The sequence below is a fragment of the Clostridium sp. Marseille-P7770 genome (genome assembly GCF_902143525.1).
Lineage (GTDB): Bacteria > Bacillota > Clostridia > Lachnospirales > Lachnospiraceae > Pilosibacter.
Genome location: NZ_CABFVC010000005.1, coordinates 91,198 through 116,732 on the forward strand (window position 1 = coordinate 91,198; position 25,535 = coordinate 116,732).

A 25,535-nucleotide genomic window follows, 5' to 3' on the forward strand; every position below is an offset into this window, starting at 1 on the left:
GTGCCGGCTCCCGGATACTCCTCCGGACCGCTCCGATCATTCCCCAGATTTTCTACTGGTCGTCGTTTTCTTTCTTATCATCCTCATCCGGCAGATCCTTTGTCACCTCATCGATGAGTTTTGACATGCGGACGCCGTACTCGATGGACTGATCCAGCACGAAGAAGATCTCCGGAGTATTCCGGAGGTTGATCTTCTTCGCGAGCTGGGTCCTGATAAAGCCCTCCGCGCTCTTTAAGCCGCGGATCGTATCTTTTGCCTGCTCCTCATCCGCAAGAACGCTGATATACGCCTTGCAGATCTTGAGGTCCGGTGTGACCGAGACCTGGACCACGCTTGTCATCGGATGAATGCGCGGATCCTTGAGCTCGGAGCGGATGATCTCGCTCAGAGCTTTCTGGACCTCGCCGTTGATCCGGATATTTTTAACACTGTTTTTTCTCATGATATTACCTCTTCTTTAAAACCTATCTCGGTACCTCTACCATGATGTAAACTTCGATCATATCGTCTTCCTGGAGATCGTTGAATCCCTCGAATACAAGACCGCACTCGTAACCTGCTGCAACTTCCTTCACATCGTCCTTGAAACGCTTTAAGGATGCAAGCGGTCCCTCGAAAATCTGCTCACCGTCTCTTGTGATGCGTGCCTTGCTTCCGCGGGTGATCTTACCGTCAAGCACATAGGAACCAGCGATCGTGCCGACTCCGGATGCCTTGAATGTCTGGCGGACAACCGCATGGCCGGTTACCTGCTCCTCGTATACCGGGTCGAGCATACCCTTCATGGCTGCCTCGACATCCTCGATCGCCTGGTAGATGACACGGTACAGACGCATATCGACTTTCTCGCGGTCTGCGATGGACTTCGCCTGTGCGTCCGGACGAACGTTGAAACCGATGATGATCGCGTTGGAAGCGGATGCAAGGGAAACATCGGACTCGTTGATCGCGCCGACGCCGCCATGGATGACTTTGACAACAACTTCCTCGTTGGAAAGTTTTACGAGACTCTGTTTTACAGCCTCTACGGAACCCTGTACATCGGCTTTTACGATGATCGGAAGTTCCTTGACATTTCCGGCCTTGATCTGGGAGAACAGGTCGTCTAAGGAAAGTTTTGCCTTTGTATCTTCGATCAGCTTGTTCTTGCTCTCAGCGATGAATGTCTCAGCGAAGCTTCTCGCCTCTTTCTCGTTCTGGTGGGCGATGAAGATCTCGCCTGCGTTCGGAACGTCATTGAGACCGAGGATCTCGACCGGAGTGGACGGACCTGCCTCTTTGACACGGTTGCCCTTGTCGTCCATCATCGCGCGGACTTTACCGTAGCAGCAGCCTGCCGCTACTGCGTCGCCGACTCTTAACGTACCTTTCTGTACGAGAACAGTTGCGACCGGTCCTCTTCCCTTATCAAGCTGCGCCTCGATCACAAGACCTCTTGCGCGGCGGTTCGGGTTTGCCTTTAGCTCTTTTACTTCTGCTGTTAAAAGGATCATCTCGAGAAGTTCCGGGATTCCCTCTTTTGTATGTGCGGAAACCGGTACGAATACGGTATTTCCGCCCCAGTCCTCAGGGATCAGCTCATACTCGGATAATTCCTGTTTTACTCTCTCTACGTTTGCGCTCGGCTTATCGATCTTGTTGATCGCAACGATGATCTCAACGCCTGCGGCTTTCGCATGGTTGATCGCCTCAACGGTCTGCGGCATAACACCGTCGTCCGCTGCTACTACGAGGATCGCGATATCGGTTGCCTGGGCACCGCGCATACGCATGGCTGTGAACGCCTCATGACCAGGTGTATCGAGGAATGTGATCTTCTGGCCGTTGTAATCTACAACATAAGCACCGATGTGCTGTGTGATGCCGCCTGCCTCTCTGGAGGTAACGTTTGTCTGGCGGATCGCATCGAGAAGAGAAGTTTTACCGTGATCGACATGACCCATTACGCAGATGACCGGCGGTCTCGGAACCATGTCCTTCTCGTCCTCTTCATCCTCTTTTAAGAGTTCCTCGATGACATTGACTTTCTTCTCTTTCTCGCAGAGAACGTCATATTCCATTGCGATCTCTTCGGCTTTCTCAAAGTCGATCTCCTGGTTGATCGTCACGATCGTGCCCTGTAAGAAGAGCTTCTTAACGATATCAGCCGGACGTAATTTCATCTTTTCCGCGAGTTCCTTGATGGTGATAACCTCCGGGATCACGATGGTCTTGATCTCCTCGACCTTCGCCTCCTCCTTCTTCGGCTGCGGCATAACCGGAGCTTTTACGCCCTTCTGGCCCTTTCCTGGTTTGCCTTTCATCTCCATGTCGCGGTCTTTCTTTGCGTCATGCTCTTTCTTGTAAGCATTCTTGCTCTGCTTCGTATTCTGCTGCTTCTGTGCAAGCGGAGTATCGAAGGACGGTTTGGACATGCCCATTCCGCCGCGGTTTCCACCCTGACGGTTGTCATTTCTGCCCTGGAAACCACCCTGACGATTTCCGTCGTTTCTTCCCTGATAGCCGCCCTGACGGTTTCCGTCGTTTCTTCCCTGGTAGCCGCCCTGGCGGTTTCCATCATTTCTTCCCTGGTAGCCGCCGCCCTGGCGGTTTCCGTCGTTTCTTCCCTGGTAGCCGCCCTGGCGGTTTCCATCATTTCTTCCCTGGTAGCCGCCCTGGCGATTTCCGTCGTTTCTTCCCTGGTAGCCGCCTTGGCGGTTTCCGTCGTTTCTTCCCTGGTAGCCGCCCTGGCGGTTTCCATCATTTCTTCCCTGATAGCCGCCCTGACGATTGCCGTCTCTGCTGCCCTGGTAACCGCCCTGACGATTGTCGCGATTGCCCTGATAGCCGCCCTGACGGTTGTCACGATTGCCGTCGCGGTTCGGGAACGGACGGCTCTCTCTCTGCTGGGACTGACCGTCTGTTCTTCCCTGGTTCGGGAGCGGACGGACATTCTCTCTGAGATCCTTTGCAGGTGCCTCAGATTTTGTCTCCTGTTTCTGTGCAGGTGCTGCCGGTGTCTCGGCTGTCTTTGCCGGTGCTTCTGCCGGTGCGTTTCCTGTCGTCGGTCTTACCTGCATGCCGGAACCGTTGTTCGGTCTTGCCGGTCTCTGTCCGCCCTGTGTACGGTTTCCCGCCGGGCGCTTCTGTGTACTGTTCTGCGGACGATAAACCGCAGCAAATTTCTTCTTTGCCGGTGCTGCCGGCGCATTATTTTCTCCCTCAGCCGGAACTGCCGGCTTTGTGGAATTCTCCTGATTCTGATTCAATGTATCTGTTCCCTCTTTTTTCTTTCCTAAATCCTTTTCAAACTCACTCACGCTCGCTACCTCCAAATCACGTTACAGTGCACAGCCACTTTTCGCCCGTGTACCGCAACTGGATCTTGCCGATGCTTCACATTCCTAATCGGCAAAATGCTTCAACAGTGCCTCGGAAAAATTCGGATCGATCACCGCCAGGGACGCTCTCATCTGCTTTCCCAGGATGTGGCCGAGTTCTTCCTTGTTTCCGAACTCAAAGTACGGAACTTTATAGTAAGTACACATGTTCCGGAACATTTTCTTCGTGTTGTCCGAAGATTCTTCCGACACGATCACCAGCCCGGCTTTTCCGGACTTTACCGCTTTTTCTGTGGAAAACTCGCCGCTTCTGACCTTTCCAGCCTTCTCCGCGAGTCCTAAAAGTCCAAGGACCTTATTTCTGTTCATCGATCTGTTCCATCTCCTTTTTCAGACTTTCGTAAACTTCTTTTGGAATTGCCATTTTAAAGGAGCGTTCCAGTCCACGGCTCTTCACTGCCTTTTCAAAGCATGCCATGGATGGGCAGATGTATGCGCCGCGTCCGTTTTTTCTCCCGGTCGCGTCGATGGAAATCACGTCGTCAGTACCTTTTAAAACCCGGATCAGCTCCCGCTTGTTTTTCATTTCACCGCAGCCGATGCACTGTCTCTGCGGAACCTTCTTTACTGTACTCACTGTCGTCGTTCCCTTCTCTCCTATTCTTCTGTCTCGGCCTGTGCTTCGGAAGTCTCCTCTGCCGGAGCTTCATTTTCTGCCGGAGCTTCTTCTCCTGCCGGCTCTACATCTTTCTCGTACTCGCCCTCAAAACCTTCCTCGCCGAAGTCCATATCATCGAAGAGTCCAAGCTCTCTCGCCTGTGTCTCGCTCTTGATATCGATCTTGTAGGTGGTCAGTCTTGCAGCCAGTCTTGCGTTCTGTCCTTCTTTACCGATCGCTAAGGATAACTGGTAATCCGGAACGATGACCTGTGCCTCTTTCTCGTCCTCATCCGCAACAACGGAGATGACCTTTGCAGGGCTCAGTGCGTTCTCGATCAGGAATGCCGGGTTGTCATCCCAGTTGATGATATCGATCTTCTCACCGCGGAGCTCATTTACGATCGCGTTGACTCTCGCGCCGTTTAAGCCGACACATGCGCCTACCGGATCTACGTTCGGATCTGTGGAGCTGACTGCGATCTTTGTTCTGGAACCTGCCTCACGGGCGATCGCACGGATCTCAACGGTACCGTCACGAACCTCTGCGATCTCGGCCTCAAACAGACGTCTCACAAGGTCCGGATGAGTTCTGGATACGGAGATTCTCGGTCCTTTCGGGCTGTCCTTGACTTCCAGGATATAAACCTTGATACGCTCGGTTCTCTGGAAGGTCTCGCCTTTGACCTGCTCAGCCTCCGGGAGGATCGCATCGATCTTTCCGAGATCTACGCTGACATTGCGGCCGATGTAACGCTGAACGATACCGGTAACGACCTCTTTCTCCTTGCACTGCCACTCGCTTAACTGGGATTTCCGGCTCTCCTCGCGGATCTTCTGTAAGATCACGTTCTTCGCGTTCTGGGTCGCGATACGGCCGAAATCATGGGAATCAATGGGGATCTGGACGATGTCGCCAAGGACATGTCTCGGAGCGATCATTCTTGCGTCGGCGAGGCTGATCTGTGTGACCGGATCCTCCACGTTCTCAACGACCTCTTTTTCCATATATACGGAATAATCGCAGCCATCCGGATCAATGATGACTTTCACATTGTCGGCCTTGCCGAAATGGTTCTTGCAGGCAGTGAGAAGGGAGTTCTCGATGGCCTCCAGCAATGTGTCCTTACTGATGTTGTACTCTTTTTCGAGTATGTTCATCGATTCCATCAGTTCCTTGTTCATTTTTTATCCTCCTTATTAAAAATCGAATGCCAGACGAATTAAGGCAATGTCTTTTCTATTGAATGTACTCTCGGAACCATCCTCGTAGCGGATCGTCACGGTGTCCGCGTCATATGCTGTGAGGATCCCTGAAAAATCTTTCTGTCTGTCGATCGCGCGGTACAGCTTGATGTCGACCGCCTCACCGAGACTTCTCTTAAAGTCTTTCTCTTTCTTTAACGGTCTTCCGAGTCCCGGGGAGCTCACCTCTAGGATATAGCTGTCATCGATAAAGTCCTCTTTATCGAGCCAGTCGCTCAGACGTCTCGATACCATCTCACAGTCATCCACTGTAAAACCGCCCTCTTTGTCGATGTACGCTCTCAGGTACCAGGTACCAGCTTCCTTCACGTACTCCACGTCGACCAGTTCATAATTGTTCTCTTCCATGATCGGGGTTAAAAACTTCTCGACCCTGGATTCATATTCCTCTCTTCTTGCCATGGGTTTCCACCGCCTCTCTGCCGGATCTTTCCGGTTATGCAAAACGAAAGAGTGGACGTTTCGTCCACTCTTTTGACCGGTTACTTATGTTATCGATAGCTATCGTACCACAGAAGCTCGGAAAAATCAAGGGGTTTACTTGGAAATATACCTATTTGCGGGATTTCTGTGCATCTTTGCCGGATCGTTCTCCCTCTGTCAGCGCGCTGCAGCAGGATTTTACCGATGGTTCTTCCGTCTCATTGCATGGATGACGGATTTCTGATATACTGTTCCTATCTTAATTATTTAGAAAGCAGACCAGATAATATATGAAACGATTCGTGATCGGGATCCTCGCACATGTCGACGCCGGCAAGACGACCATGTCCGAGGCAATTTTATATGAAACAGGAAAATTAAAGAAAATGGGGCGTGTGGACAACCGGGACGCGTTTTTAGACACTTTCGCGCTTGAACGCGCCCGGGGCATCACGATCTTTTCGAAGCAGGCGGTCTTTCCGTTAGGCGACGCCTCCGTGACGCTCCTTGATACGCCGGGACATGTGGACTTTTCCGCGGAGATGGAGCGGACGCTGCAGGTCCTCGACTATGCGGTCCTCATCGTGAGCGGGGCCGACGGAGTGCAGGGACATACGGAAACTCTTTGGAGACTCTTAAAACGCTACCGGATCCCGGTATTTATTTTTGTCAATAAGATGGATCAGAAAGGGACGGATAAAGAAGCGGTCCTGGCATCCTTAAAAGAACGGCTGGATCCGGCGATCGTGGATTTTACGGGGATTTCCGGATACGGAGAGATTCTTGACTTTGGAAATGTTTCGTCAGACGGTTCCGGAAGCGGAATGACAGTAGACTCTTTCGCACGGTCCAGTTCCGGAAATGAGAGATCCGGTGAAGAGATTTTTGAGGAGATCGCCACCTGTGACGAAGAGCTCCTGGACTCCTACCTGACAGACGGAGTCTTAAAAACAGAAGATGTGCGTAAAGCGATCCACGACAGGAAGCTCTTCCCGTGCTTTTTCGGCTCTGCCTTAAAGCTTACCGGTGTCCGGGAATTTCTGACCGCATTCGGGGAATTCGCGTCATGTCCGGACTATCCGGCAGATTTCGGTGCAAAAGTGTTTAAGATCTCCCGCGACGAAGCCGGTGTTCGGATGACACATCTCAAGGTGACCGGCGGCGGTTTAAAAGTCCGGGATTCTCTTACTGATTCTGAGGAAAAGATCAACCAGATCCGCCTCTACTCCGGAGCAAAATTTGAGGCGCTCAAGGAAGCGGAACCAGGAATGATCGTCGCTGTCACCGGCATCTCCGATACAAGACCGGGGCAGGTCTTCGGATCTGCCTCCGAGAGTTCTCTCCCGCTTTTAGAGCCTGTCCTCACCTACCGGATCCTGCTGCCGTTCGGGACCGATTCCCACACGATGCTAAAAAACATGCGGATGCTCGAGGAAGAAGACCCGCAGCTCCACATCGTCTGGGATGAGACACTCGGCGAGATCCAGGCGCAGGTCATGGGTGATGTGCAGATGGAGATCTTAAAGAGCCAGGTAAAAGACCGTTTCGGCGTGGAGATCGGATTCGGGGAAGGAAATATTGTATATAAAGAAACGATCGCAAAGACCGTCGAAGGAGTCGGCCATTTTGAGCCGCTCCGCCACTATGCGGAAGTCCATCTCCTGATGGAGCCGGGCGAACAGGGAAGTGGGATGGTCTTTGCAGCAAACTGCAGCGAAGATATGCTGGATAAGAACTGGCAGCGTCTGATCTTAACGCATCTTGAAGAAAAACGCTTCCGCGGGATCCTGACCGGTTCCGAGATCACCGACATGAAGATCACGCTGATCGCAGGACGCGCCCACCTGAAACATACCGAGGGCGGCGATTTCCGCCAGGCGACCTACCGGGCCGTCCGTCAGGGACTCTGTGAGGCGGGATGTGTGCTCCTGGAGCCTTACTACGCATTCCGTCTGGAGGTTCCGTCCGAGAATCTTGGACGCGCGATGGCGGACCTCGACCGGATGCAGGGTGAATTTTCCGCACCGGAGCAGAACGGCGCAATGGCTCTGCTCACCGGGACCGCGCCGGTTTCCACGATGCGGAACTACCAGCGGGATGTGATCTCCTACACGAAAGGACGCGGAAGACTGACGCTCAGCCTTTCCGGGTATGAACCGTGCCACAACGCGGAGGAAGTCATCGCTGCTTCCGGATATGATTTCGATTTTGACCTTCAGGACCCGGCAGGATCTGTTTTCTGCTCCCACGGCGCCGGCTTTGTCGTTCCGTGGAACGAAGTGAAAAACTATATGCATGTGGAGAGTCCGCTCGCAAAGCAGCTTGCGAAGGAAGCGCAGGAGCGGGATTTAAGAGAGGCAAATGAACGGCTCCAGGCGATGGAGGCCGATGTAGCGGCCGGGAAGGTTCGCAGTGCAAAGTTTCGTTCCGGCAGTCCCTCTGGTGCTGTTTCTGAGGCAGCGGTTGCTGCAAATACAGGTTCCGGCTCTTCCCGCGGCCGCGGAGACGGCTCCCTCTCCTTCTATGATGATAAGGAGCTTCAGGCGATCTTCACCCGTACATACGGCGAACCGAAGCGAAAACTCGCCTCCGACTATGACTCCCGCACCGTGATCCGTGCCAAAAATACAGCTCCTGTAAAACCATCAAAAGAAAACGAGGAGCCGGAAGACGAATATCTTCTCGTTGACGGCTACAACATCATCTTTGCATGGGACGAGCTGAGTGAGCTTGCCGCCGTCAATATCGATGCGGCCCGTTACAAGCTCATGGACATCCTGAGCAACTATCAGGGATTCCGGAAGATCTGCGTCATCGTTGTCTTCGATGCCTACAAGGTTCCGGGCGGTGTCGAGAAAGTTCAGAAATATCACAACATCCACGTTGTGTATACAAAAGAAGCGGAGACCGCAGACCAGTACATCGAAAAAGTCGCGATCCGTATCGGCAGGCGTTACCGCACCACCGTAGCAACCTCCGACGGCGTGATCCAGCTCATTATCCGCAGTCAGGGGTGCATCCTCTGGTCCGCAAGAGATTTCCGTGAAGAGATCGAACGCGTCGGCAAGCTGATCTCCGAGGAGAAAGGAAAACATACCGGCAGTGCGAAGAATTACCTCTTCCTGCACGCCGATGAGGAGACGAAAAAATATCTGGAAGATGTGCGGCTGGGGAAGAAACCGGAGATGCCGTAGTCATTTTTCGCAAATGGCGGAATTTCTCATTTTTCTGCCTTGCGCGGTTGCCTGCGGCATTCTCAGGCTTCTCGCAAGTGCACATTCCTGGCACATACTGCCTTTTTCCGGAAAGTTTCATCTAATTTTCCCGGAGAACAAAAAAGAGACCTTCACCTGTCTTCCCAATTTTCTGCCGCTGACATATTCAGCTTCTGAAAATTTGGGGATGACCGTGAAGGTCTCTTTTTTATCTTATCCGATCCATTATTTTTTCATGGATTTGATTACGCATTCATGTTTCTTTGTACTCTTATCATAATTGATCCCCACCAGCAGTAAATTTCCATGGTAATCTTTCAAATGAGCACGATAGGATTCCGCTTTGCTGATCTTCAGCGAACGAAATAATAAATCTGCATCTTCCCCACGCTCATAATAAGCAGCAAGCATGTCTGCTGCCATTGATTTTCCAAAACGTCTTGGTCGGCTCACACACAGGAACTTTTGTCTTGTATCCAAAACTGCATTCGTTTTTTCGATCAGACCTGTCTTATCTACATAAATTTCAGAATTCAGGCTCTCCTGAAATCCCTTGCTTCCCGGATTCAGGTAACTTCCCATGTGAAATCCTCCCTTCTTTATTTTCCGCACTTACCAAGGATCTCCCCACAGATCTCCTCCGCTGTCTTTCCATCCGTCGCAACGGTGATATCTGCGGCCGCCTCATACTTCGGACGACGCTTTTCCATCAGATCCTCAATGTAAGAAAGATTCATATTTCCATTCAGGACCGGGCGCTCTGTGCTGTCCTTGACCCTCCCGTAGATCGTCTCCGGTGTCGCTGTGAGGAGGACGATCTTTCCGCATTTCTTCATAAGACGGACATTCTCCTCCTTCAGCACGGCTCCGCCCCCGCACGAGATCACCGCCGGATCCCGGTCTGAAAAACTGCGGATCAGCGCTGTCTCAAGTGACCGGAAATATGGCTCACCTTTCTCCTTAAAGATCTCCGCGATCTCCATCTGTTCCCCGTTCACGATCTCCTGATCCATCTCCACCTGCTCCGCCCCGGTCATCTCCGCCAGACGCGCCGCATTCGTACTCTTTCCACATCCCATAAATCCAATCAGAAAAATATGCTCCTTCAGTCCTGCCATCCTTACATTCTCCTCTTTCGCCGCCCGTGCCACACAGAATTTCCGTTCTGTCCTCACAGGTATCATTAAGAAAAGTATAGCAGATATAAAAAAGAACTGCAAGCCGGGGATTACCGCAGGCCCTGCCTTGCCGCTATGTCCCCCATCAAGTTTTCCCCAAAATAATCTGAAAAAGCTTATTCCCAATGCATCTCAACAGCAACTTTCCACCAGCGCATCTTTCATCCCTCTTAGCACCCAATATCTCCCAGCGGTGAGCTTCCGGGCAGGAGTGCATGATCCGGGGAGCTGGCTTCCTCTTAGCTCGCGGGTGACTGCGTTGGAGAATCGGGGACACTTGTCTGAGCGCAGCGAGTTGTGTCCCCGATTCTCCGCCCTTAGCAGTCTCCCGGGGGCTTAGAGGAACCCTCCCCGCATCCCCGCACTCCTGCCCGGAATCTCACCGCGTACCACTCGCCAACATATTCTGCATTTCATCTCTCCATTGCATTCCCCCATCCCCACTGCTATAATAGAAAAAATGAAAATAATCCCCCGGAGGTACCCATAAAATGGAACATCAGACACCCACCCCGATCACCGGCCACACCGCCCTGATCTGCCTTCTCGGCAGTCCCTGCGCCCACAGCATCTCCCCAATGATGCACAACGCATCCTTTGAAGCACTCGGTCTCGACTACCGCTATCTCGCCTTTGACGTAAATGAAGCAACACTTCCAACCGCTATCGCCGGCTTAAAAGTCCTCGGTGCCCGCGGTTTCAACCTGACAATGCCGGACAAAAACCTCATGGTCTCCCTCTGTGACGACCTCTCGACCGCAGCGCGGATCATCGGCGCAGTCAACACGGTCGTAAACGAAAACGGACGCCTTATCGGCCATAACACCGACGGCATCGGCTACATGCAGTCCGTAAAAGATGCCGGTTATGACATCATCGGCAAAAAAATGACTCTTCTCGGAGCCGGCGGCGCCGCGACCGCGATCCTGGTCCAGGCGGCACTCGACGGCTTAAAGGAAATCTCTGTCTTCGTGAGACCGACCAGCCGATTCTATGACCGCCTGGTACATACTGTGGACGAACTTACAAAGATCACCGACTGCAAGATCAAAATCTGCGATTTTTCCGACGCTGAACTCTTAAAACAGGAACTCACAGACAGCGCCATCCTCACAAACGGAACCTCCGTCGGCATGGCCCCGCACGAGGATACCTGCCCGGTCCCGGAAGATCTCGTCTTCCCGGACGGTCTCACCGTATCCGACATCATCTACAATCCGCGTGAGACAAGACTCCTCTCCATGGCAAAACATCAGGGAAACCCGTTCTTCAACGGTTCCTACATGCTCCTCTACCAGGGCGCCGAGGCGTTCCGCCTCTGGACCGGAAAAGAGATGCCGGTGGAGCAGATCAAACGTGAGTTTTTCTCCAGACAAGACAGTTCTGCAAGTTTTTGATCCTGCATCCCGGATATGCCGGATTTCACAAAAAGCCGATGAAATCAGGGTAGCTCCACCCGATTTCACCGGCTTTTTCATTGATCTGATTCTTTTATTTTCCTCAATACCTCATTTTCCGTTCAGAACATCCCTACCCATGAAAAGCTGCCCGAGTCGCTCCCTATTTGTAAATATACCGCTTTACTGTGCATCGATGATCTCCTCCGCCATCGCGAACATCTCCTCCGCGCTCAGCTCCTCGCCAAACTTGAACAGGCTGTACCCCTGACCGTCCATGTCCCACTCGACCATACAGGAGGTTGTGATCTCGATCTCATCACTGCCGTAAGCAAGGTCAAAGTTGCCCGCTTCCTGGGCCTTTTTGTCCTCCTCGGTGAGTTCATAATTAGCCGGCACAAATTTGTTGACCGTCTTATAGAATCGAAGTTCCGTGCCATCCCCGCACGTCTTTACATCCGTCGGAGCGCTCCCGCCGTCCAGCCCGACTTCCGCAGAAAATGTGATCGGTTCCATCCCCTCTTTTCCATAAGTAATGTCGAGATGGCTCCCCTTGCCCAGCTTATTTCCATCCTTGTCACTCGTCTCATACTTCACCGGGACAGCACTTTCGAACGTATATCCATTGGAAAACTGTTCCGGGAAATTTACCTTCGGACCATGTTCCTCCTGAAGCTTTAACGCCTGTTCATAAGTATGCACCTCATCTCTCCGGTCACTGTGCGATGTCACTCCCGCAATGTTCCCGATCGCAAATGCTGTCATGCTGCCAAATACACAGATCGCTGCCACCGCGATCACTGCCTTTTTCATAAATCCTCTCTTCATATGCGTTTCCTCTCTTTCTATCTGTTCATATACACGTTTCCTGATCCGCACCTCCCGCAGGGATTCATCCGGAACTTCGCCTGCGCGGCTCTCAAACATTTTTTTCAGTCTTTCTTCTAAGATAGGATCGTCCATGTTTTTCCTCCTTCCTCCTGCGTGAGGACCTTCTTTAACTGCTCCTTCGCATGGTACAGTCTTGATTTCACCGTGCCCTCGAACACTCCGCAGACCTTCGCGATCTCGCGGATCGGCATGTCATTATAATAGTAAAGGATCAGAACCGCTTTCTGTTTCGGCGGCAGCTTCTCCACCGCCTCAAAAAGGATCCGTTCCTCCTCCTTCATGATGCAGGTTTCCAGGACCGACCGTTTCGTGTCCTCCTGCCCGGATGCCGGTTCCTCCTCCGGACACTCCCGCCCTGTCTTTTTGCAGATCTTCCATGCCGACCTCGTGAGGATCCGGTAAAACCATGTCTTAAAGGCCGCCGGCTCTCTGAGCTTCTTTCTGTTTAAATAGCAGGCGGTAAATGTCTCCTGGACAATGTCCTCACTGTCCGCAGCATTTCCGGATATCAGCCATGCGGCTCTGAGCGCCGGCTTCTCATATTGCTCCATCAATGTTCCGAATGCCTCCATGTCGCCATCGATCATCCGTCTCACGATATTCTCTTCATCCATGTCCTGCCTCCTCTCTTTTTTGATGCATCTGTCTTATAGAGACAGGAACCTTGAGGAAAGTTCATTTTTTCTAATAATTTAAATGAAAAAGACAAAAAATTGGCTTCGTCACATTCAGTCTTAACGCTAAGTTGTCTGCAGCAATCCGCACCTTCGCACAAGTACGCATCATTGATACATCGTACCTTCTTATTTATCAGGAAATTTCATCGGAATTTCCTGCCAGACAAAACAGGACAGTGCTCCACATTTCTGTCGACGCACTGTCCTGTATCATGATCCGTTTATTTAGTTTACACGCATGCACATCCAGTCCGCGATCCTGCCCCGTACAGACCGATCGTTCTTTTTCAGGGACTCCACACATGCCAGACTCATATTCTCTCAGTCACAGCTTGCCATCAAGCGTAAATTTCCTGACTTTCTGCTTTTCGTTTTCCTGAATATGATTCGTCACAGTTTGCTCCTGCTTGTAAACTCCCTGTACTTCTGAACCGCCTTTTCTTCCGCCTCTTTCATGATCTCCTCCACCGAGTTCCCTTCGATGTCGAGTCCCTCAGCGGTATAGCATACGGTCTCATGGATCCCGTAATAGACCTTGCAGAGCTTCTCCAGATACTCATATCCGAGGTTCAGCTCCCCGATGGATCCGCCGCTGGTCGTCACATAGTGGAGACTGTCTGCATGGCACAGACCGCCCGGAATGCCCTTGGAGGAGAATGTAAACGTCAGACCTGTCACGCAGATCTGCTCCAGATAACATTTCATCCGTGCCGGGAATGAGAAATCCCAGTACGGAGCTGCAACAACGATCCGGTCCGCAGCCGCGAACTGCTTCGCGTAAGTGAAAAGCGGTCCCTCAAAATTTCCTGCTCTTGTAAGCGATTCCCGGAGTGCGCTCTCCTTACCCGTGAAGAGTTTCAGATCTTCATCCTCAAGATTTAAAGTCTCGATCTCATACTCCCCGTTCTGATTCATTTCCTTTAACAACGTCTGTGCGAGCTGTTCCGTCCTTGAGATGCCGCGGTTGACGCAGGCATCAATGAATAATAACTTTTTCATAGCTGATCTCCCTCGTTTATGTTTTACCCATGCACCTGATTCTGCTATATTGATCCAGCTTTTACACTTATCATGAAGCCAAAAGCAATTTCACTGTTTCTGCACACATTTCAGACCGTCTTTATCACAGATTTTCCTTTGGCTGTCACATATTCAGCAGCCGTCTCGACAGCTCCAGAATCTCCTCCGTGTTCCTGCTGTTGAAGATCTCAACTTTTCCGCCGGATTCCCGGTCCGAGAGAAGTCCGCGCTCCTCAAGACGCCTTTTCGTCTGCTTTGCGGTCCCGAATCCGCCGTCGTAAACGAAAACTCCCGGCAGATGTTTCTGGATCACCTCACGGATCAGCGGATAATGCGTACATCCGAGAACGACCGCATCGATCTCTGCTTTGTCGTACGGTGCAAACTGTTTTTCCAGATAAGCATCGAGAACCGGTCCATCGAGCACGCCGCTTTCAATATATTCCACAAGTCCCGGACACGGCATCTTGATGATGTTCGCATCGTCCTCATAAATATGCATCATCGAATTAAATTTCGTCTGTGACAGCGTCATCGGGGTTGCCATGACGACGACTTTGGAATGTTCCTTTGCCTTGACCGCAGGTTTTAACGCCGGTTCGATCCCGATCACCGGAAGAATCTCCTCATATGCGGCTCGAAGTTCTTTGATCGCCACACTTGTCGCTGTATTGCAGGCCACGACGATTGCTTTCGCGCCCCGCTCCAGCAGAAATTCCACATCTTTTTTTGTCAGGTCTATGACCTCCTCCGGCGTTCTTGTTCCGTATGGGGCATTCGCCGAATCTCCATAATAAATAAAATCTTCTCCCGGCATCAGTTTGACCAGCTCTCTTAACACGCTGATCCCGCCAAGTCCGGAATCCAAAACGCCAATCGGGCGATTGTCTGTACTCATTTTTCTGTCACCTCACCGTTTTTCTGTTCTTCTATATCACTCTGCCTGCCAGAGCTTCCGTATCGCTGGATCTCCTGCCGCAATTCTCCCATCGCTTCTTTCAGGGAGTCCGCTCTGTTGGCGCATTATCAACATGGTCTTCCTTCATATCTGCGGAGTCTGCTTTTTCAATCCTCTCCACTGTTACTGGATTTTCCATCTTTCATCCATCTTACCACATTTTCCTCCGTTTGACCATCCACAGCCTCCCCGCTTTCGCTTTTTGTGCAATTTTTAAGATTTTTGTCAAAATATTTTTCATTTTTGGTTAATCTGTTTTGCAAAATGCTGCTATACTAACGCTGTAACAAAGAGAACAGCAAATGTTCAACCAAACTTAACAAAACCCCCTTTTCAAAGCTGAGGGCTGCTAAGCGAATCCGGCAGAACAAAAGAAGTTGTTTGCCGGCAATCAGATTTTTGGAGGAAAAGATAAATGACTACTTTAAAAGCTGAAAAAAGAAGCATGGATGTTAAGGCAAAGAGATTAAGAAGAGAAGGATTTGTTACAGGCAATGTTTTCGGACATGCCATCGAAGGTTCTATCCCGGTAAAGATGAATGCAATGGATGTTGATCGTCTTTTAAAGACAGAGCATAAAGGCGGCCAGATCAATCTTGATGTCGAAGGTCAGGTTTACGATGTCCTGATCAAGGAAGTTGATTACAATTCCATGACCAGAAAGATCGATGAAATCGATTTCCAGGCACTGGTAAGTGATGAGAAAGTTTCTTCTACTGCTGAGATCGTGATCCTGAACCGTGAAGCCGTTATCGGCGGTGGTTTTCAGGAAGACTTAAACGAGATTGCTTATAAGGCATTCCCGTCCGCTCTTGTTGAGACAACGACTCTGGATGCCGCTGGCCTGAAGGTCGGCGATACTGTCCGCGTGAAAGATCTCGAGATCGCAAAGAACAAAGACATCGACTTAAAGACTGATCCGGAGGCAGTTGTACTCTCCGTCATCCCGGTTCACAACGTTGTTCCGGCTACTGAAGTGACAACAGCTCCTGGCACAGCAGCTGCAGATGACAAAGAGACCAAGTAATTGCTCTGGGATCGAATAATTTATCAAATAAAATCAAAACTGGCGGTACTGCTCCCCTGTGGGCGGCGCCGCCAGTTTTTTTAGCAGAAACTCTGCCAACAAGTTCTGTCCGATAGATCTGTCACGCATACCGTAAATCCGGGGCCGGGACTCGGCCGGGACATTTTTTGATTTCCGTAAACCGTGAAGCATACCTTGTCCGAAGCCCGCAGCGCATCGACCTTGTGTCCTGCGCGCGCCATGGAAATAGATCTTCTGCTCATTTCTGTCGTAAAAATAGTTGACCGGGATCGCATACGGATAACCGTCATCCCCGTTTACCGCGAGAACGCCGCGTCTGCTCTTCTCCAGAAGTGATTCTGCCGCATCAGCCGTAATTGCATTTTTCTTTTTCCGAATTTCCCTGAACAAATTTCTCTCCTCCATCTCCCGAATGATCGTTTTTGCCATATTTTATCACATTCCCGCCCTGACAACAATGATCAAAAATCCCGGATGACAAATGCAGGAATTCCGGTTAATATAGAATCATATGAAAATCGGAACTGTTCCGTATCTTCACGATCATAAAAAAGAAGGTGTCTCGGCACATTCTCGCGCCAAGTACGGTTGCTTGCGACAACCATCATCTTCGCGCGAGTACGCATCCTAGGCACGACTCGAAAAAGGAATTTCTATATGGACCTCAGAATACTCCGCTACTTTCTCACGGTAGCCAAAGAACAAAGCTTCACTAAAGCCGCTGAACAACTTCATATCACCCAGCCGACTCTCTCCAGGCAGTTAGCCGCGTTCGAGGAAGAGCTCGGCATTTCTCTCTTTAACCGGAACGGGCGGACGATCACCCTGACCGACGAGGGGATTCTCCTAAAGCGCCGCGCTCTGGAAATGCTGGATCTCGAAAAGCGGACTCTGGAGGAGCTGAAAGGGACCGAGGAAGTCATCGACGGCAGCATCACGATCGGCTGCGGGGAATTCGCAGCCGTCGAGATCCTGGCAGAGATCTGCAAAGTCTGCCGTGAAAAATATCCGCTCGTACAGATCGCGATCCACACCGCCACGGCGGATACGGTCTACGAGATGATGAAAAAAGGTCTCGTGGACATCGGGATGTTCCTGGAACCCGTGGATACAGAAGGTCTCGACTACATCCGGATCCCTGAAAGTGACCACTGGGTCGTCGGGATGCGCCCGGACGATCCGCTCGCCGGGAAAGACTTCATCACAAAGCAGGATCTCCTCGGGAAACCGCTGATCCTCCCGGAGCGCACCGGAGTCCAGAGTGAGATCGCAAACTGGTTCGGAAAAGACTTCGATAAGCTCCAGATCGCATTCACCAGCAATCTCGGAACAAATGCCGGAGTCATGGCCTTTTACGGGCTGGGATACCCGGTATCCGTCGCCGGTGCGGCAAGATACTGGCGGCCTGACCTGCTCGTTCAGCGGAAACTCTTCCCGGAGATCACCTCCAATACCGTGATCGCATGGCAGAGAAATCTGCCGAACTCCCATGCGGTCAACAAATTTATCGAGATCATCAGTTCTGTGGCCGCTCATGATGCAGGAACTTCTCTGATTTCGTTAAATGCCTGCAAGGCATAAATCATGATTTGATATAGGTATTGGACATTTAAAAATCTTAGAACTACAATGGATGCATAAGAAGATCCATATCTTCTTTCTGCATCCTTTTTATTTACGCGAACTTGTTTTCACAGGAGGTAATTCAAATGGCAAAAAAATTAGTCGCATATTTCAGTGCAAGCGGAACAACAAAGAAAACTGCGGAACTGATCGCAGAAGCAGGAAACGCTGATCTCTGCGAGATCACACCGAAGGTGGCATATACAACAGCAGATTTAAACTGGATGGACAAAAAATCCAGAAGCAGCGTGGAGATGAATGACAAGAAATTCAGACCGGAGATCGTAACGGCAAATATCGATATGAGCGCTTATGATACCGTGATCCTCGGCTTCCCGATCTGGTGGTATGTCGCTCCGACAATCGTGAACACCTTCCTTGAGTCCTACGACTTTACAGGCAAGAAGATCGTCCTCTTCGCGACATCCGGCGGCAGCGGATTCGGCAACACAGTAAAAGAATTAAAACCGTCCGCACCTGGTGCAGAGATCGTGGAAGGAAAGCTTTTAAACAGAGCTTCCAGACAGGAGATCGCTGATTGGGTAAAATCCTTATAATTAAAGTAAAAACCGGCTGCAGACTGGCATGATCCAGGATCATGCAGCCTGCAGCCGATCTGGAAATGGAGAAAAAACATGGCAAAAATTGTACAGACAGCAGGAAGAAGCGCACTGGGTGAATTTGCTCCCCAGTTCGCACATTTTAATGACGATGTCCTCTTCGGAGAAAACTGGAACAACCAGGACATCGATGTAAAGACGAGAAGTATCATCACCGTTGTGGCACTCATGTCCTCCGGGATCACGGATTCTTCCCTCGTGTTCCACTTAAAGAACGCAAAAGCACACGGTGTCACCCAGAAAGAGATCGCCGCAATCATCACCCACGTGGCATTCTATGTCGGCTGGCCGAAGGGCTGGGCCGTCTTCAACCTTGCAAAAGAAGTATGGCAGATGAATGATGGCGACCTTCCTTACGAGGATGAGGCCATGAGATCCCATGCAAAGTCCATGATCTTCCCGATCGGTGCTCCGAATGACGCCTTTGCAAAATACTTCGTCGGTCAGAGCTATCTCGCACCGGTATCCACAAAACAGGTCGGCGTATTCAATGTGACCTTCGAACCCGGCTGCCGCAACAACTGGCATATCCACCACGCAAAGAGCGGCGGAGGACAGATCCTTGTATGCGTGGCCGGACGAGGCTACTATCAGGAGGAAGGCAAAGAAGCCATCGAGATGAAGCCGGGCGACTGCATCAATATTCCGGCGGAAGTCAAACACTGGCACGGTGCCGCTCCGGATTCCTGGTTCTCCCATCTCGCCATCGAAGTTCCGGGCGAGGAGAACTCCAACGAATGGTGTGAGGCCGTTTCTGATGAGGAGTACGGGAAACTGAAATAGGATGATCCCGCACTTTACCGCATACAAGCGCTCACACTGCAAAGCGCCAGTTTGACAATCCGCTCTTTTTTCTCTATGATTTACACGCAGACAGTGTCTCCTGTTTTGGAAAACTCTGCAAAAATCTGACAGAAAAAGGACGTACAGTATGTTCGAAAAACTAAAATATTTCTCCACGATCTTCTTCGGTACTTTCATCATCGCCGTGGGAGTCTATTTTTTCATGAATCCGAACCACATTATCAGCGGGAGCATCACCGGACTCGCAGTAGTCCTCGTAAATTTCATTCCGCTGTCGCTCTCCGTCATGACTCTGATCTTAAACATCATCTGCATCATCCTGGCGTTTCTCTTTATCGATAAGACTTTCGGGACAAAGATCATCTTTATCTCCATCCTGCTCCCGGTACTTCTCTTCGTATTTGAAACCGCCTTCCCGGATCCGGGATCTCCGACGGGGAACATCGCCCTGGATGTAGTTGGTATGATCGTTGTGATCTGTTTCGGACAGGCGATCCTCTTCAACGCCAACGCGGCATCCGGCGGTCTCGATATTATCGCGAAGATCATGAACAAATATCTCCATCTGGATCTCGGACAGGCGATCATCATCGCCGGCATGGTGACGGTCGCGAGCTCCTATTTCGCCTACGATCTTCAGACCGTGATCATCGGTGCTCTGGCGACCTACTTCAGCGGTCTCGTGCTGGACTACTTTATCGATGAGTTCACCGGAAAGATCCGGGTGTGCGTGATCTCCGAACACAACGATGAATTCCGCCGCTATGTGATCGAGAATCTCCAGCGCGGCATCACTGTCTACACGGCCACCGGCGGCTACAGCGATGCCCAGAAGAGCGAGATCCTGGCGATCCTCACAAAGAAGGAATATGGTCAGTTTATGGACTATGTCCAGTCGAAAGATCCAAACGCGTTTGTCACGATCTCCAACGTAAAGCGCGTTGTCGGAAGCTGGAATACGCCGAAGAGACGGACGTACTTCTAAAAAAAACAATATTTCCCTTATTATCACGACAGTCGCCAAGTTCTCGCGCAAGCGCAGACTTTGGCTCGTTGTTCGCGTAAATCAAACAGGTCCGCACCGGTGATCTTCACCTGCGGACCTGTTTTTTATCAATCTGGATTTGTACGAAATCTTTCTATATAAAATCCCCGTCTTCAGCTTCCCGTTTAATTCAGGAAATTCTCGATGATCACGTTCTCCGCTTCTTCCTCGGTAAGTCCCAGAGTCCGGAGCTTTAATAACTGCTCATCGTTGATCCTTCCGATCGCCGCCTCATGGATGATTGCCGCGTTGAGATCACGCGCGCGGATCTCCGGGATCGAGCCGATCTCCGCATGGTCCATGATGATCGAGTCACACTGGATATGCGCCTGGCACTTGTTGTTGCCGACCGCCTTCGGATGGAACGTCTGGACGGAATTTCCCTTTCCGACGGATCTAGAGATGATCTGTGCGGAGCTCTCCTCCCCGTTTAAGCGGACCTCGATGTTGGACTCCGCCGTCTGCTCTCCCTCGGTCATCAGGCGTTCAGTCACATACAGTCTGGAGTTTTTCTCCATCTCGACAAGCGTCTCGCGGACCGTAGAGTCAACGCCCTTGATTTGCGCCGTATCCAGCGTAAATACGGAGTTTTCTCCCACATAGATATTCGTCACCGGATTCAGCACACGACCGCCGGTCCCGTTTCCCTCTCCGTAATGCTTTTCCTGATAACAGACATTCGCGTTCTTTCCGACATGGAAGGTATGGATCCCGTCATGACGGCTCTCATTGCAGCCGCTGTTGTGGATCCCGCATCCCGCAACGATCGTCACGTCCGCGCCATCTGCGATGTAAAAATCATTATATACAAGATCCGTCATGCCGGAAACGCTGACAACGACCGGAATATAGACCTTCTCGCCCTTTGTCTCGCCGTCGATATAGATATCGATCCCCGGCTTGTCCGTCTTCTTTTTGATCTTGATGTGCTCACTGTCCCCGTGGCAGATGGAAGTTCCGTTCTGACGCAGGTTGAAAGCGCCTTTCTGGGAAAATCCATTGTCATTGATGACTTTCAATACTTCTTCTACTACATGATCCAGCTCTACCATTACGCTCTCACCCCCGCTTTTCCTGCACATGTATGACATTTATCGAGACCGTTCAGGCACGGAAGGACATCTTCTCTGAGACCTTCCGCCTTGATCTTTCCATCGTCGATCACCATGATCCGGTCCGCCATGCTGATGATCTTCTCCTGGTGGGAGATCACGATCAGACTCTGTTTTTTCTCTTTGTGGATCTCCTCGAATTTATGGATCAGCATGGAAAAGCTCCAGAGGTCGATCCCGGCTTCCGGCTCATCGAAAATACATAAGGTATGTTCCTTCGCAAGAACTGTCGCGATCTCGATCCGTTTCATCTCGCCGCCGGAGAGCGTTCCGTCGATCTGGCGGTTTAAATATTCCTCCGCGCAGAGTCCGACATCCGATAATAACTTGCAGCACTCGACGTCTGACATTTCTCTTCCTGCTGCCAGTGCGAGAAGTCTCTGCACCGTCATTCCCTTAAATCTCGGCGGCTGCTGGAACGCGTAGCCGATCCCGGCATTCGCACGGTGGTTGATATCGTAATCCGTGATATCCTCCCCATTTAAAAAGATCTTTCCGCTCTCCGCCTTCTCGATCCCGATCAGGACCTTCGCCAGCGTAGACTTACCGCCGCCGTTCGGTCCCGTGATCACCAGCATTTCTCCATCGTCCACCTGGAAAGAAATATGATCCAGGAGACATTTTTTCGTCCCGTTATCCTCCACATGGAGGACTAAATTTTCTGCTTTTAACACAATTTCACCTCTCTGTATCTATGCCCCCGTACTCTGACAATCTCTCATTTTTCTCCAGTCACGAATACCGCTGAGTTTTGTTAAATCCTATTTTCCGGTAGGTATGAGTGTATTATAGCGCAAAATTATCAATTTCGCCATCAAATTATAGGATTCTCCGGATGTTCCTCTTTTTATACATGTTCTGTTTCACGGAATTTTTTCATTCCAGATTCCAAAATTTGTTATCCCGACCTTCCTCTGATATTTGCCACATCCGCTGTCATTCCATGTGCTGAAACTATGACAGGCGGCCTCTCTATTCCATTTTCACCGTCTCCCGCAGATCAAATTGCTTTTTCGCATGTTCTATGATAGACTGTCTCTTACACGCACAAATGTATTTGTGAAAAAAACACGAGGAGACTATATTATGAATCATAAACGCAGTTCGTTCTCCGGAAAACTCGGTTTCGTCTTATCGGCGGCGGGTGCATCCGTGGGACTGGGAAACATCTGGCGTTTCCCGTATCTCGCCGCGAAATACGGAGGCGGGATCTTCTTACTGATCTATATCATCCTGGCGCTGACCTTCGGCTACACGATGATCATGGCGGAGACCTCCTTAGGGCGCATGACGAAAAAAAGCCCGGTCGGAGCCTACGAATCCTTTGGAAAGTCAAAACTCCTGTCCGCCGGCGGCTGGATCAACGCCGTGATCCCGATCCTGATCGTGCCGTACTATTCCGTGATCGGCGGCTGGGTCATCAAATACCTGTTTGAGTATCTTCTGGGACACGGACAGGCACTCGCGGCTGACGACTATTTCTCCGGCTTTATCTCCAACGGGTTTTCCGCGGAGATCTGCTTCCTGATCTTCACCATGTTCACAGTTGTGATCATCTACATGGGTGTCCGGAACGGGATCGAGCGCGTCTCAAAATTTATGATGCCGATCCTCGTGATCCTCTCCGTGATCATCGCGTTCTACTCCGTGACAAGACCGGGCGCGATGGCAGGCGTGAAGTATTTCCTGGTTCCAAACCTCGAAAACTTCTCCTGGATGACCGTCGTCTCCGCGATGGGGCAGATGTTCTACTCCCTGTCGATCGCGATGGGAATCCTCGTCACGTTCGGCTCCTATATGAAAAAGGACACCTCGATCGAGGATTCGACGAAAAATGTTGAGATCTTTGACACTGCGATCGCGATCATGGCCGGACTCATGATCATTCCGGCCGTCTTTGCCTTCTCCGGCGGCGACCCGGATACTCTCCAGGCTGGACCTTCCCTCATGTTCATCACACTTCCGAAGGTATTTGCGGGCATGGGATTCGGAACAGGCACAGGGATCCTGTTCTTTCTCCTCGTCCTGTTTGCGGCGGTCACAAGCTCCATCGCCCTGACCGAGAGCGCCGTATCCACCTTCGAGGATGAGCTGCACTGGAGCCGGAAAAAAGCGACCGTCTTTATGACCGTTGTCATGATCTTTCTCGGAACACTCTCCTGCCTCGGATATGGTCCGCTGGCGGGCATTACCGTGATCGGAATGCAGTTCCTTGATTTCTTTGATTTTCTGACCAACTCCGTCATGATGCCGATCGCGGCGATCGCGACCTGCCTGCTCGTATCGAGAGTCATCGGCGTGGAAAAGATCGAGAACGAAGTTACCGAGGGCGGCCACCCGTTCAAGCGGAAAGCCATCTTCCAGTTCATGATCAAATACCTCTGCCCGATCTTTGCCGCGATCATTCTTGTGAGCTCCGTGGCGAATGCGTTTGGGTGGATCTCGATGTAACCGTAAAAGAAAGAGCCGTGCCATTCTCGTCGGATGACATGACTCTTTCTTTTTCTATATTTTTCTGACATTCCGCGAAATTCTTTTTCCGTGAATTTTTTGCGAAACTGCATTTCATCGCCTTCCAATGAATTTCCTGAACATGATGTACAGATTTCCGGACTATCCGTTTTCCCTACTCCTCCGGCTCCTTACATACATCCACCCAGCCTTTCGCACCGGCGACTTTCTCCAGCTCCGGGATCGTGAGTTTTACCGCGCTGTGGTCGTTTCCGGCTGCCGGGTAAACGGTCGTAAACTGCTTTAAGCTCTCGTCCAGATACACCGTGATCCCGTCATTGATCCCGAACGGGCACACGCCGCCCGGCGCATGGCCGATCGTTTCTTCCACTTCATCAAACGGGATCATCTTCGCCTTCACATGAAAGGTTTCTTTGTATTTATGGTTATCAATCTTTGCAGTTCCTTCCGTCAGGATCAGGACCGGCGCGTCTCCCTGTAAAAATGACATCGTCTTCGCGATCATTCCCGGTTCTACGCCAAGCGCCTCCGCCGCCTCTGCGACCTTTGCTGTCGAATCTGCAAGTTCGATCACATGATCCAGAAAACCTTTTTTATCAAGATCTGCTTTTGCTTTTTCTAATGACATGATGTGTTTCCTCCTTTGCAAGCTGTCCCTATTCTACCACGTTTCACCGAAAATGGTGAAAAAAACTGCCGTCGATGGCAGAATATGATCTGTCACCAACAGCAGTCTTTCTTACATACACATTGATCAGATATCAAACACCCCGAGCATCACGATCCCGACCACAACCAGTGCGATCATCGCATAGTGTTTCCAGGAAAGCTTCTCTTTCAGGAAGATCCGGCTCCATACGACTGACGCGACGCAGTATGCGGAGATGATCGGCGCGGAGATCGCTGCGTGGACCGTGTCGGAGAGTGCGAAGATATACGCGAACTGACCGGCTGTCTCGCAGAGAGCTCCGAGATATTTCGGACCTTCCTGGGCAGCTGTGAACTTCTGTTTCTTAATGAAACCGACGTAGATGATGCAGCAGAAAGCCGCAAACAGGAATGTCAGCTCGTAGGCGCTGTTTGCCGCAGACGCAGCGTAGGAAGAGCATTCCTCTGCCGTTGCGAACATTCCGGCCGCCTCCGCCTCTCCTGCGAGCTTGTCGAGCACCATGGTGTCCGCAAAGGTACCGGCCGCATCGAGCAGACAGTACGCCACCGGCAGAAACAGCGCCAGCCAGGACTTCGCATACTTATAATTGGACGCAGCCTGGCGCTCCCGGCGCAGTTCATCATCTTCCCTCGACTCAACAATACCAAGCCCGATCACGCCGATGCACACGAGAGCCACCGCTCCGATCACCGCAAGACGCATGTTCCCCTCGATCGCATCGTCCAGGGTACCCGTTAAGAAGCAGAGCACCGCAACGAGAGCGCCTGAGGAGTTGCAGATCGGTGAGGAGATCGAAAGCTCAATGTACCTCAGACCGATGTAACCAAGCGTCATGGACGAGATATAGAGCAGGGATACCGGCAGATACACCATGGCGATATGCCATGTTACCACCGTACCTCCTACAAAGATCGTATAAAGTGCATGTACTCCCATCACAATTCCGACGGCAATAACCATCTTTAAGTGGGCGTACTTATCATTTCCGCGGCAGCCGATCTTTGAAAACAGATCCGAGCCACTCCAGCACAACAGTGCTGTCAGTGCAAGCCAAAACCACATATGCTTTTTCTTCCCTCTTTTCGTATTTGCCCGAAATGGACCTGCTTATTATATATCCGATTCCCGGTTCGCGC

General features: G+C 51.1%; 25 protein-coding genes. 8 read left to right on the forward strand and 17 right to left on the reverse strand.

Going from position 1 to position 25,535, the window contains the following annotated elements; translation table 11 throughout:
- Positions 1-52 precede the first annotated feature (52 nt).
- From rbfA to FN001_RS13185, 6 genes are all read right to left on the reverse strand, one after another.
- Positions 53-445: a 30S ribosome-binding factor RbfA gene (gene rbfA, locus FN001_RS13160; protein WP_142412148.1), complete on the reverse strand. Its 393-nt coding sequence runs from the start codon at positions 443-445 to the stop codon at positions 53-55.
- A 22-nt stretch (positions 446-467) separates the two neighbouring features.
- A complete protein-coding gene (gene infB, locus FN001_RS13165) occupies positions 468-3,302 on the reverse strand; it encodes a translation initiation factor IF-2 (RefSeq protein WP_243122022.1) in 2,835 nt (944 codons plus the stop codon).
- Between the two features lie 84 nt (positions 3,303-3,386).
- On the reverse strand, positions 3,387-3,692 hold the full coding sequence (locus FN001_RS13170) for a L7Ae/L30e/S12e/Gadd45 family ribosomal protein (RefSeq protein ID WP_118298979.1): 306 nt from the start codon (positions 3,690-3,692) through the stop codon (positions 3,387-3,389).
- The gene (rnpM, locus tag FN001_RS13175; RefSeq protein ID WP_021904668.1) at positions 3,679-3,960 is read right to left on the reverse strand and encodes an RNase P modulator RnpM; all 282 of its coding nucleotides are present in this window, start codon (positions 3,958-3,960) and stop codon (positions 3,679-3,681) included. The genes FN001_RS13170 and rnpM overlap by 14 nt, the downstream gene beginning before the upstream one ends.
- A gap of 20 nt (positions 3,961-3,980) precedes the next feature.
- A complete protein-coding gene (nusA, locus tag FN001_RS13180) occupies positions 3,981-5,165 on the reverse strand; it encodes a transcription termination factor NusA (protein WP_118298978.1) in 1,185 nt (394 codons plus the stop codon).
- 15 nt (positions 5,166-5,180) lie between these two features.
- Positions 5,181-5,648 carry a ribosome maturation factor RimP gene (locus tag FN001_RS13185; RefSeq protein WP_118298977.1) on the reverse strand — a complete coding sequence of 156 codons (468 nt, stop codon included), beginning with the start codon at positions 5,646-5,648 and terminating at the stop codon, positions 5,181-5,183.
- Between the two features lie 311 nt (positions 5,649-5,959).
- Here FN001_RS13185 and FN001_RS13190 point away from each other — a divergent pair, with 311 nt between their 5' ends.
- A complete protein-coding gene (locus tag FN001_RS13190; protein WP_142412149.1) occupies positions 5,960-8,863 on the forward strand; it encodes a translation factor GTPase family protein in 2,904 nt (967 codons plus the stop codon).
- Between the two features lie 246 nt (positions 8,864-9,109).
- On the opposite strand, the gene FN001_RS13195 is transcribed toward FN001_RS13190, so the two are convergent.
- Both FN001_RS13195 and FN001_RS13200 read right to left on the reverse strand, forming a co-directional pair.
- On the reverse strand, positions 9,110-9,466 hold the full coding sequence (locus FN001_RS13195; RefSeq protein WP_486463522.1) for an AAA family ATPase: 357 nt from the start codon (positions 9,464-9,466) through the stop codon (positions 9,110-9,112).
- 17 nt (positions 9,467-9,483) lie between these two features.
- The gene (locus FN001_RS13200; protein WP_142412150.1) at positions 9,484-10,002 is read right to left on the reverse strand and encodes a shikimate kinase; all 519 of its coding nucleotides are present in this window, start codon (positions 10,000-10,002) and stop codon (positions 9,484-9,486) included.
- Positions 10,003-10,553: 551 nt separating this feature from the next.
- Between FN001_RS13200 and aroE the strand changes: the two genes are divergently transcribed.
- On the forward strand, positions 10,554-11,459 hold the full coding sequence (aroE, locus tag FN001_RS13205) for a shikimate dehydrogenase (RefSeq protein WP_142412151.1): 906 nt from the start codon (positions 10,554-10,556) through the stop codon (positions 11,457-11,459).
- Positions 11,460-11,642: 183 nt separating this feature from the next.
- Here the strand turns inward: aroE and FN001_RS13210 are convergent, their stop codons facing one another.
- The 4 genes from FN001_RS13210 to murI form a co-directional block, all read right to left on the reverse strand.
- Positions 11,643-12,422: a hypothetical protein gene (locus tag FN001_RS13210; protein WP_142412152.1), complete on the reverse strand. Its 780-nt coding sequence runs from the start codon at positions 12,420-12,422 to the stop codon at positions 11,643-11,645.
- The gene (locus FN001_RS13215) at positions 12,404-12,964 is read right to left on the reverse strand and encodes an RNA polymerase sigma factor (protein ID WP_142412153.1); all 561 of its coding nucleotides are present in this window, start codon (positions 12,962-12,964) and stop codon (positions 12,404-12,406) included. Before FN001_RS13215 ends, FN001_RS13210 begins: the two co-directional genes overlap by 19 nt.
- A 453-nt stretch (positions 12,965-13,417) precedes the next feature.
- Positions 13,418-14,026 carry an NAD(P)H-dependent oxidoreductase gene (locus FN001_RS13220; RefSeq protein ID WP_142412154.1) on the reverse strand — a complete coding sequence of 203 codons (609 nt, stop codon included), beginning with the start codon at positions 14,024-14,026 and terminating at the stop codon, positions 13,418-13,420.
- A 145-nt stretch (positions 14,027-14,171) separates the two neighbouring features.
- Entirely contained in the window at positions 14,172-14,945 is a 774-nt protein-coding gene (gene murI, locus FN001_RS13225; RefSeq protein ID WP_142412155.1) for a glutamate racemase, read from the reverse strand.
- A gap of 475 nt (positions 14,946-15,420) precedes the next feature.
- On the opposite strand from murI, the gene FN001_RS13230 reads away from it, so the two are divergent.
- Entirely contained in the window at positions 15,421-16,032 is a 612-nt protein-coding gene (locus FN001_RS13230; protein WP_142412156.1) for a 50S ribosomal protein L25, read from the forward strand.
- A 33-nt stretch (positions 16,033-16,065) separates the two neighbouring features.
- Here the strand turns inward: FN001_RS13230 and FN001_RS18630 are convergent, their stop codons facing one another.
- A complete protein-coding gene (locus FN001_RS18630; RefSeq protein ID WP_279230968.1) occupies positions 16,066-16,482 on the reverse strand; it encodes a pyridoxamine 5'-phosphate oxidase family protein in 417 nt (138 codons plus the stop codon).
- A gap of 228 nt (positions 16,483-16,710) precedes the next feature.
- Here FN001_RS18630 and FN001_RS13240 point away from each other — a divergent pair, with 228 nt between their 5' ends.
- From FN001_RS13240 to FN001_RS13255, 4 genes are all read left to right on the forward strand, one after another.
- Positions 16,711-17,634, forward strand: coding sequence for a LysR family transcriptional regulator (locus tag FN001_RS13240; protein ID WP_142412157.1), 924 nt, complete (start codon positions 16,711-16,713; stop codon positions 17,632-17,634).
- Between the two features lie 128 nt (positions 17,635-17,762).
- Positions 17,763-18,233 (forward strand): flavodoxin, encoded by a 471-nt coding sequence (locus FN001_RS13245; RefSeq protein WP_142412158.1) that lies wholly within the window; start codon positions 17,763-17,765, stop codon positions 18,231-18,233.
- Positions 18,234-18,311: 78 nt separating this feature from the next.
- Complete coding sequence (locus tag FN001_RS13250; RefSeq protein ID WP_142412159.1) at positions 18,312-19,079, forward strand: carboxymuconolactone decarboxylase family protein; 768 nt, start codon at positions 18,312-18,314, stop codon at positions 19,077-19,079.
- A gap of 148 nt (positions 19,080-19,227) precedes the next feature.
- Positions 19,228-20,085, forward strand: coding sequence for a YitT family protein (locus FN001_RS13255; protein WP_142412160.1), 858 nt, complete (start codon positions 19,228-19,230; stop codon positions 20,083-20,085).
- Positions 20,086-20,270: 185 nt separating this feature from the next.
- Here the strand turns inward: FN001_RS13255 and FN001_RS13260 are convergent, their stop codons facing one another.
- On the reverse strand, positions 20,271-21,188 hold the full coding sequence (locus FN001_RS13260) for a SufB/SufD family protein (protein ID WP_486463523.1): 918 nt from the start codon (positions 21,186-21,188) through the stop codon (positions 20,271-20,273).
- 8 nt (positions 21,189-21,196) lie between these two features.
- The gene (locus FN001_RS13265; RefSeq protein ID WP_118321263.1) at positions 21,197-21,931 is read right to left on the reverse strand and encodes an ABC transporter ATP-binding protein; all 735 of its coding nucleotides are present in this window, start codon (positions 21,929-21,931) and stop codon (positions 21,197-21,199) included.
- Between the two features lie 412 nt (positions 21,932-22,343).
- On the opposite strand from FN001_RS13265, the gene FN001_RS13270 reads away from it, so the two are divergent.
- Positions 22,344-23,708: a sodium-dependent transporter gene (locus tag FN001_RS13270; protein WP_142412161.1), complete on the forward strand. Its 1,365-nt coding sequence runs from the start codon at positions 22,344-22,346 to the stop codon at positions 23,706-23,708.
- A 175-nt stretch (positions 23,709-23,883) separates the two neighbouring features.
- On the opposite strand, the gene FN001_RS13275 is transcribed toward FN001_RS13270, so the two are convergent.
- Positions 23,884-24,357, reverse strand: coding sequence for a YbaK/EbsC family protein (locus FN001_RS13275; protein WP_142412162.1), 474 nt, complete (start codon positions 24,355-24,357; stop codon positions 23,884-23,886).
- Between the two features lie 126 nt (positions 24,358-24,483).
- Entirely contained in the window at positions 24,484-25,461 is a 978-nt protein-coding gene (locus tag FN001_RS13280; RefSeq protein ID WP_118530621.1) for an EamA family transporter, read from the reverse strand.
- Between the last annotated feature and the right edge of the window lie 74 nt (positions 25,462-25,535).

Bases quoted from the DNA above. Each gene is read 5' to 3' on its own strand.
- rbfA (WP_142412148.1), bottom strand. From the start codon at position 445: ATGAGAAAAAACAGTGTTAAAAATATCCGGATCAACGGCGAGGTCCAG.
- FN001_RS13170 (WP_118298979.1), bottom strand. From the start codon at position 3,692: ATGAACAGAAATAAGGTCCTTGGACTTTTAGGACTCGCGGAGAAGGCT.
- nusA (WP_118298978.1), bottom strand. From the start codon at position 5,165: ATGAACAAGGAACTGATGGAATCGATGAACATACTCGAAAAAGAGTAC.
- FN001_RS13185 (WP_118298977.1), bottom strand. From the start codon at position 5,648: ATGGCAAGAAGAGAGGAATATGAATCCAGGGTCGAGAAGTTTTTAACC.
- FN001_RS13190 (WP_142412149.1), top strand. From the start codon at position 5,960: ATGAAACGATTCGTGATCGGGATCCTCGCACATGTCGACGCCGGCAAG.
- FN001_RS13195 (WP_486463522.1), bottom strand. From the start codon at position 9,466: ATGGGAAGTTACCTGAATCCGGGAAGCAAGGGATTTCAGGAGAGCCTG.
- FN001_RS13200 (WP_142412150.1), bottom strand. From the start codon at position 10,002: ATGGCAGGACTGAAGGAGCATATTTTTCTGATTGGATTTATGGGATGT.
- aroE (WP_142412151.1), top strand. From the start codon at position 10,554: ATGGAACATCAGACACCCACCCCGATCACCGGCCACACCGCCCTGATC.
- FN001_RS13210 (WP_142412152.1), bottom strand. From the start codon at position 12,422: ATGGACGATCCTATCTTAGAAGAAAGACTGAAAAAAATGTTTGAGAGC.
- FN001_RS13215 (WP_142412153.1), bottom strand. From the start codon at position 12,964: ATGGATGAAGAGAATATCGTGAGACGGATGATCGATGGCGACATGGAG.
- FN001_RS13220 (WP_142412154.1), bottom strand. From the start codon at position 14,026: ATGAAAAAGTTATTATTCATTGATGCCTGCGTCAACCGCGGCATCTCA.
- murI (WP_142412155.1), bottom strand. From the start codon at position 14,945: ATGAGTACAGACAATCGCCCGATTGGCGTTTTGGATTCCGGACTTGGC.
- FN001_RS13230 (WP_142412156.1), top strand. From the start codon at position 15,421: ATGACTACTTTAAAAGCTGAAAAAAGAAGCATGGATGTTAAGGCAAAG.
- FN001_RS18630 (WP_279230968.1), bottom strand. From the start codon at position 16,482: ATGGCAAAAACGATCATTCGGGAGATGGAGGAGAGAAATTTGTTCAGG.
- FN001_RS13240 (WP_142412157.1), top strand. From the start codon at position 16,711: ATGGACCTCAGAATACTCCGCTACTTTCTCACGGTAGCCAAAGAACAA.
- FN001_RS13245 (WP_142412158.1), top strand. From the start codon at position 17,763: ATGGCAAAAAAATTAGTCGCATATTTCAGTGCAAGCGGAACAACAAAG.
- FN001_RS13250 (WP_142412159.1), top strand. From the start codon at position 18,312: ATGGCAAAAATTGTACAGACAGCAGGAAGAAGCGCACTGGGTGAATTT.
- FN001_RS13255 (WP_142412160.1), top strand. From the start codon at position 19,228: ATGTTCGAAAAACTAAAATATTTCTCCACGATCTTCTTCGGTACTTTC.
- FN001_RS13270 (WP_142412161.1), top strand. From the start codon at position 22,344: ATGAATCATAAACGCAGTTCGTTCTCCGGAAAACTCGGTTTCGTCTTA.
- FN001_RS13275 (WP_142412162.1), bottom strand. From the start codon at position 24,357: ATGTCATTAGAAAAAGCAAAAGCAGATCTTGATAAAAAAGGTTTTCTG.
- FN001_RS13280 (WP_118530621.1), bottom strand. From the start codon at position 25,461: ATGTGGTTTTGGCTTGCACTGACAGCACTGTTGTGCTGGAGTGGCTCG.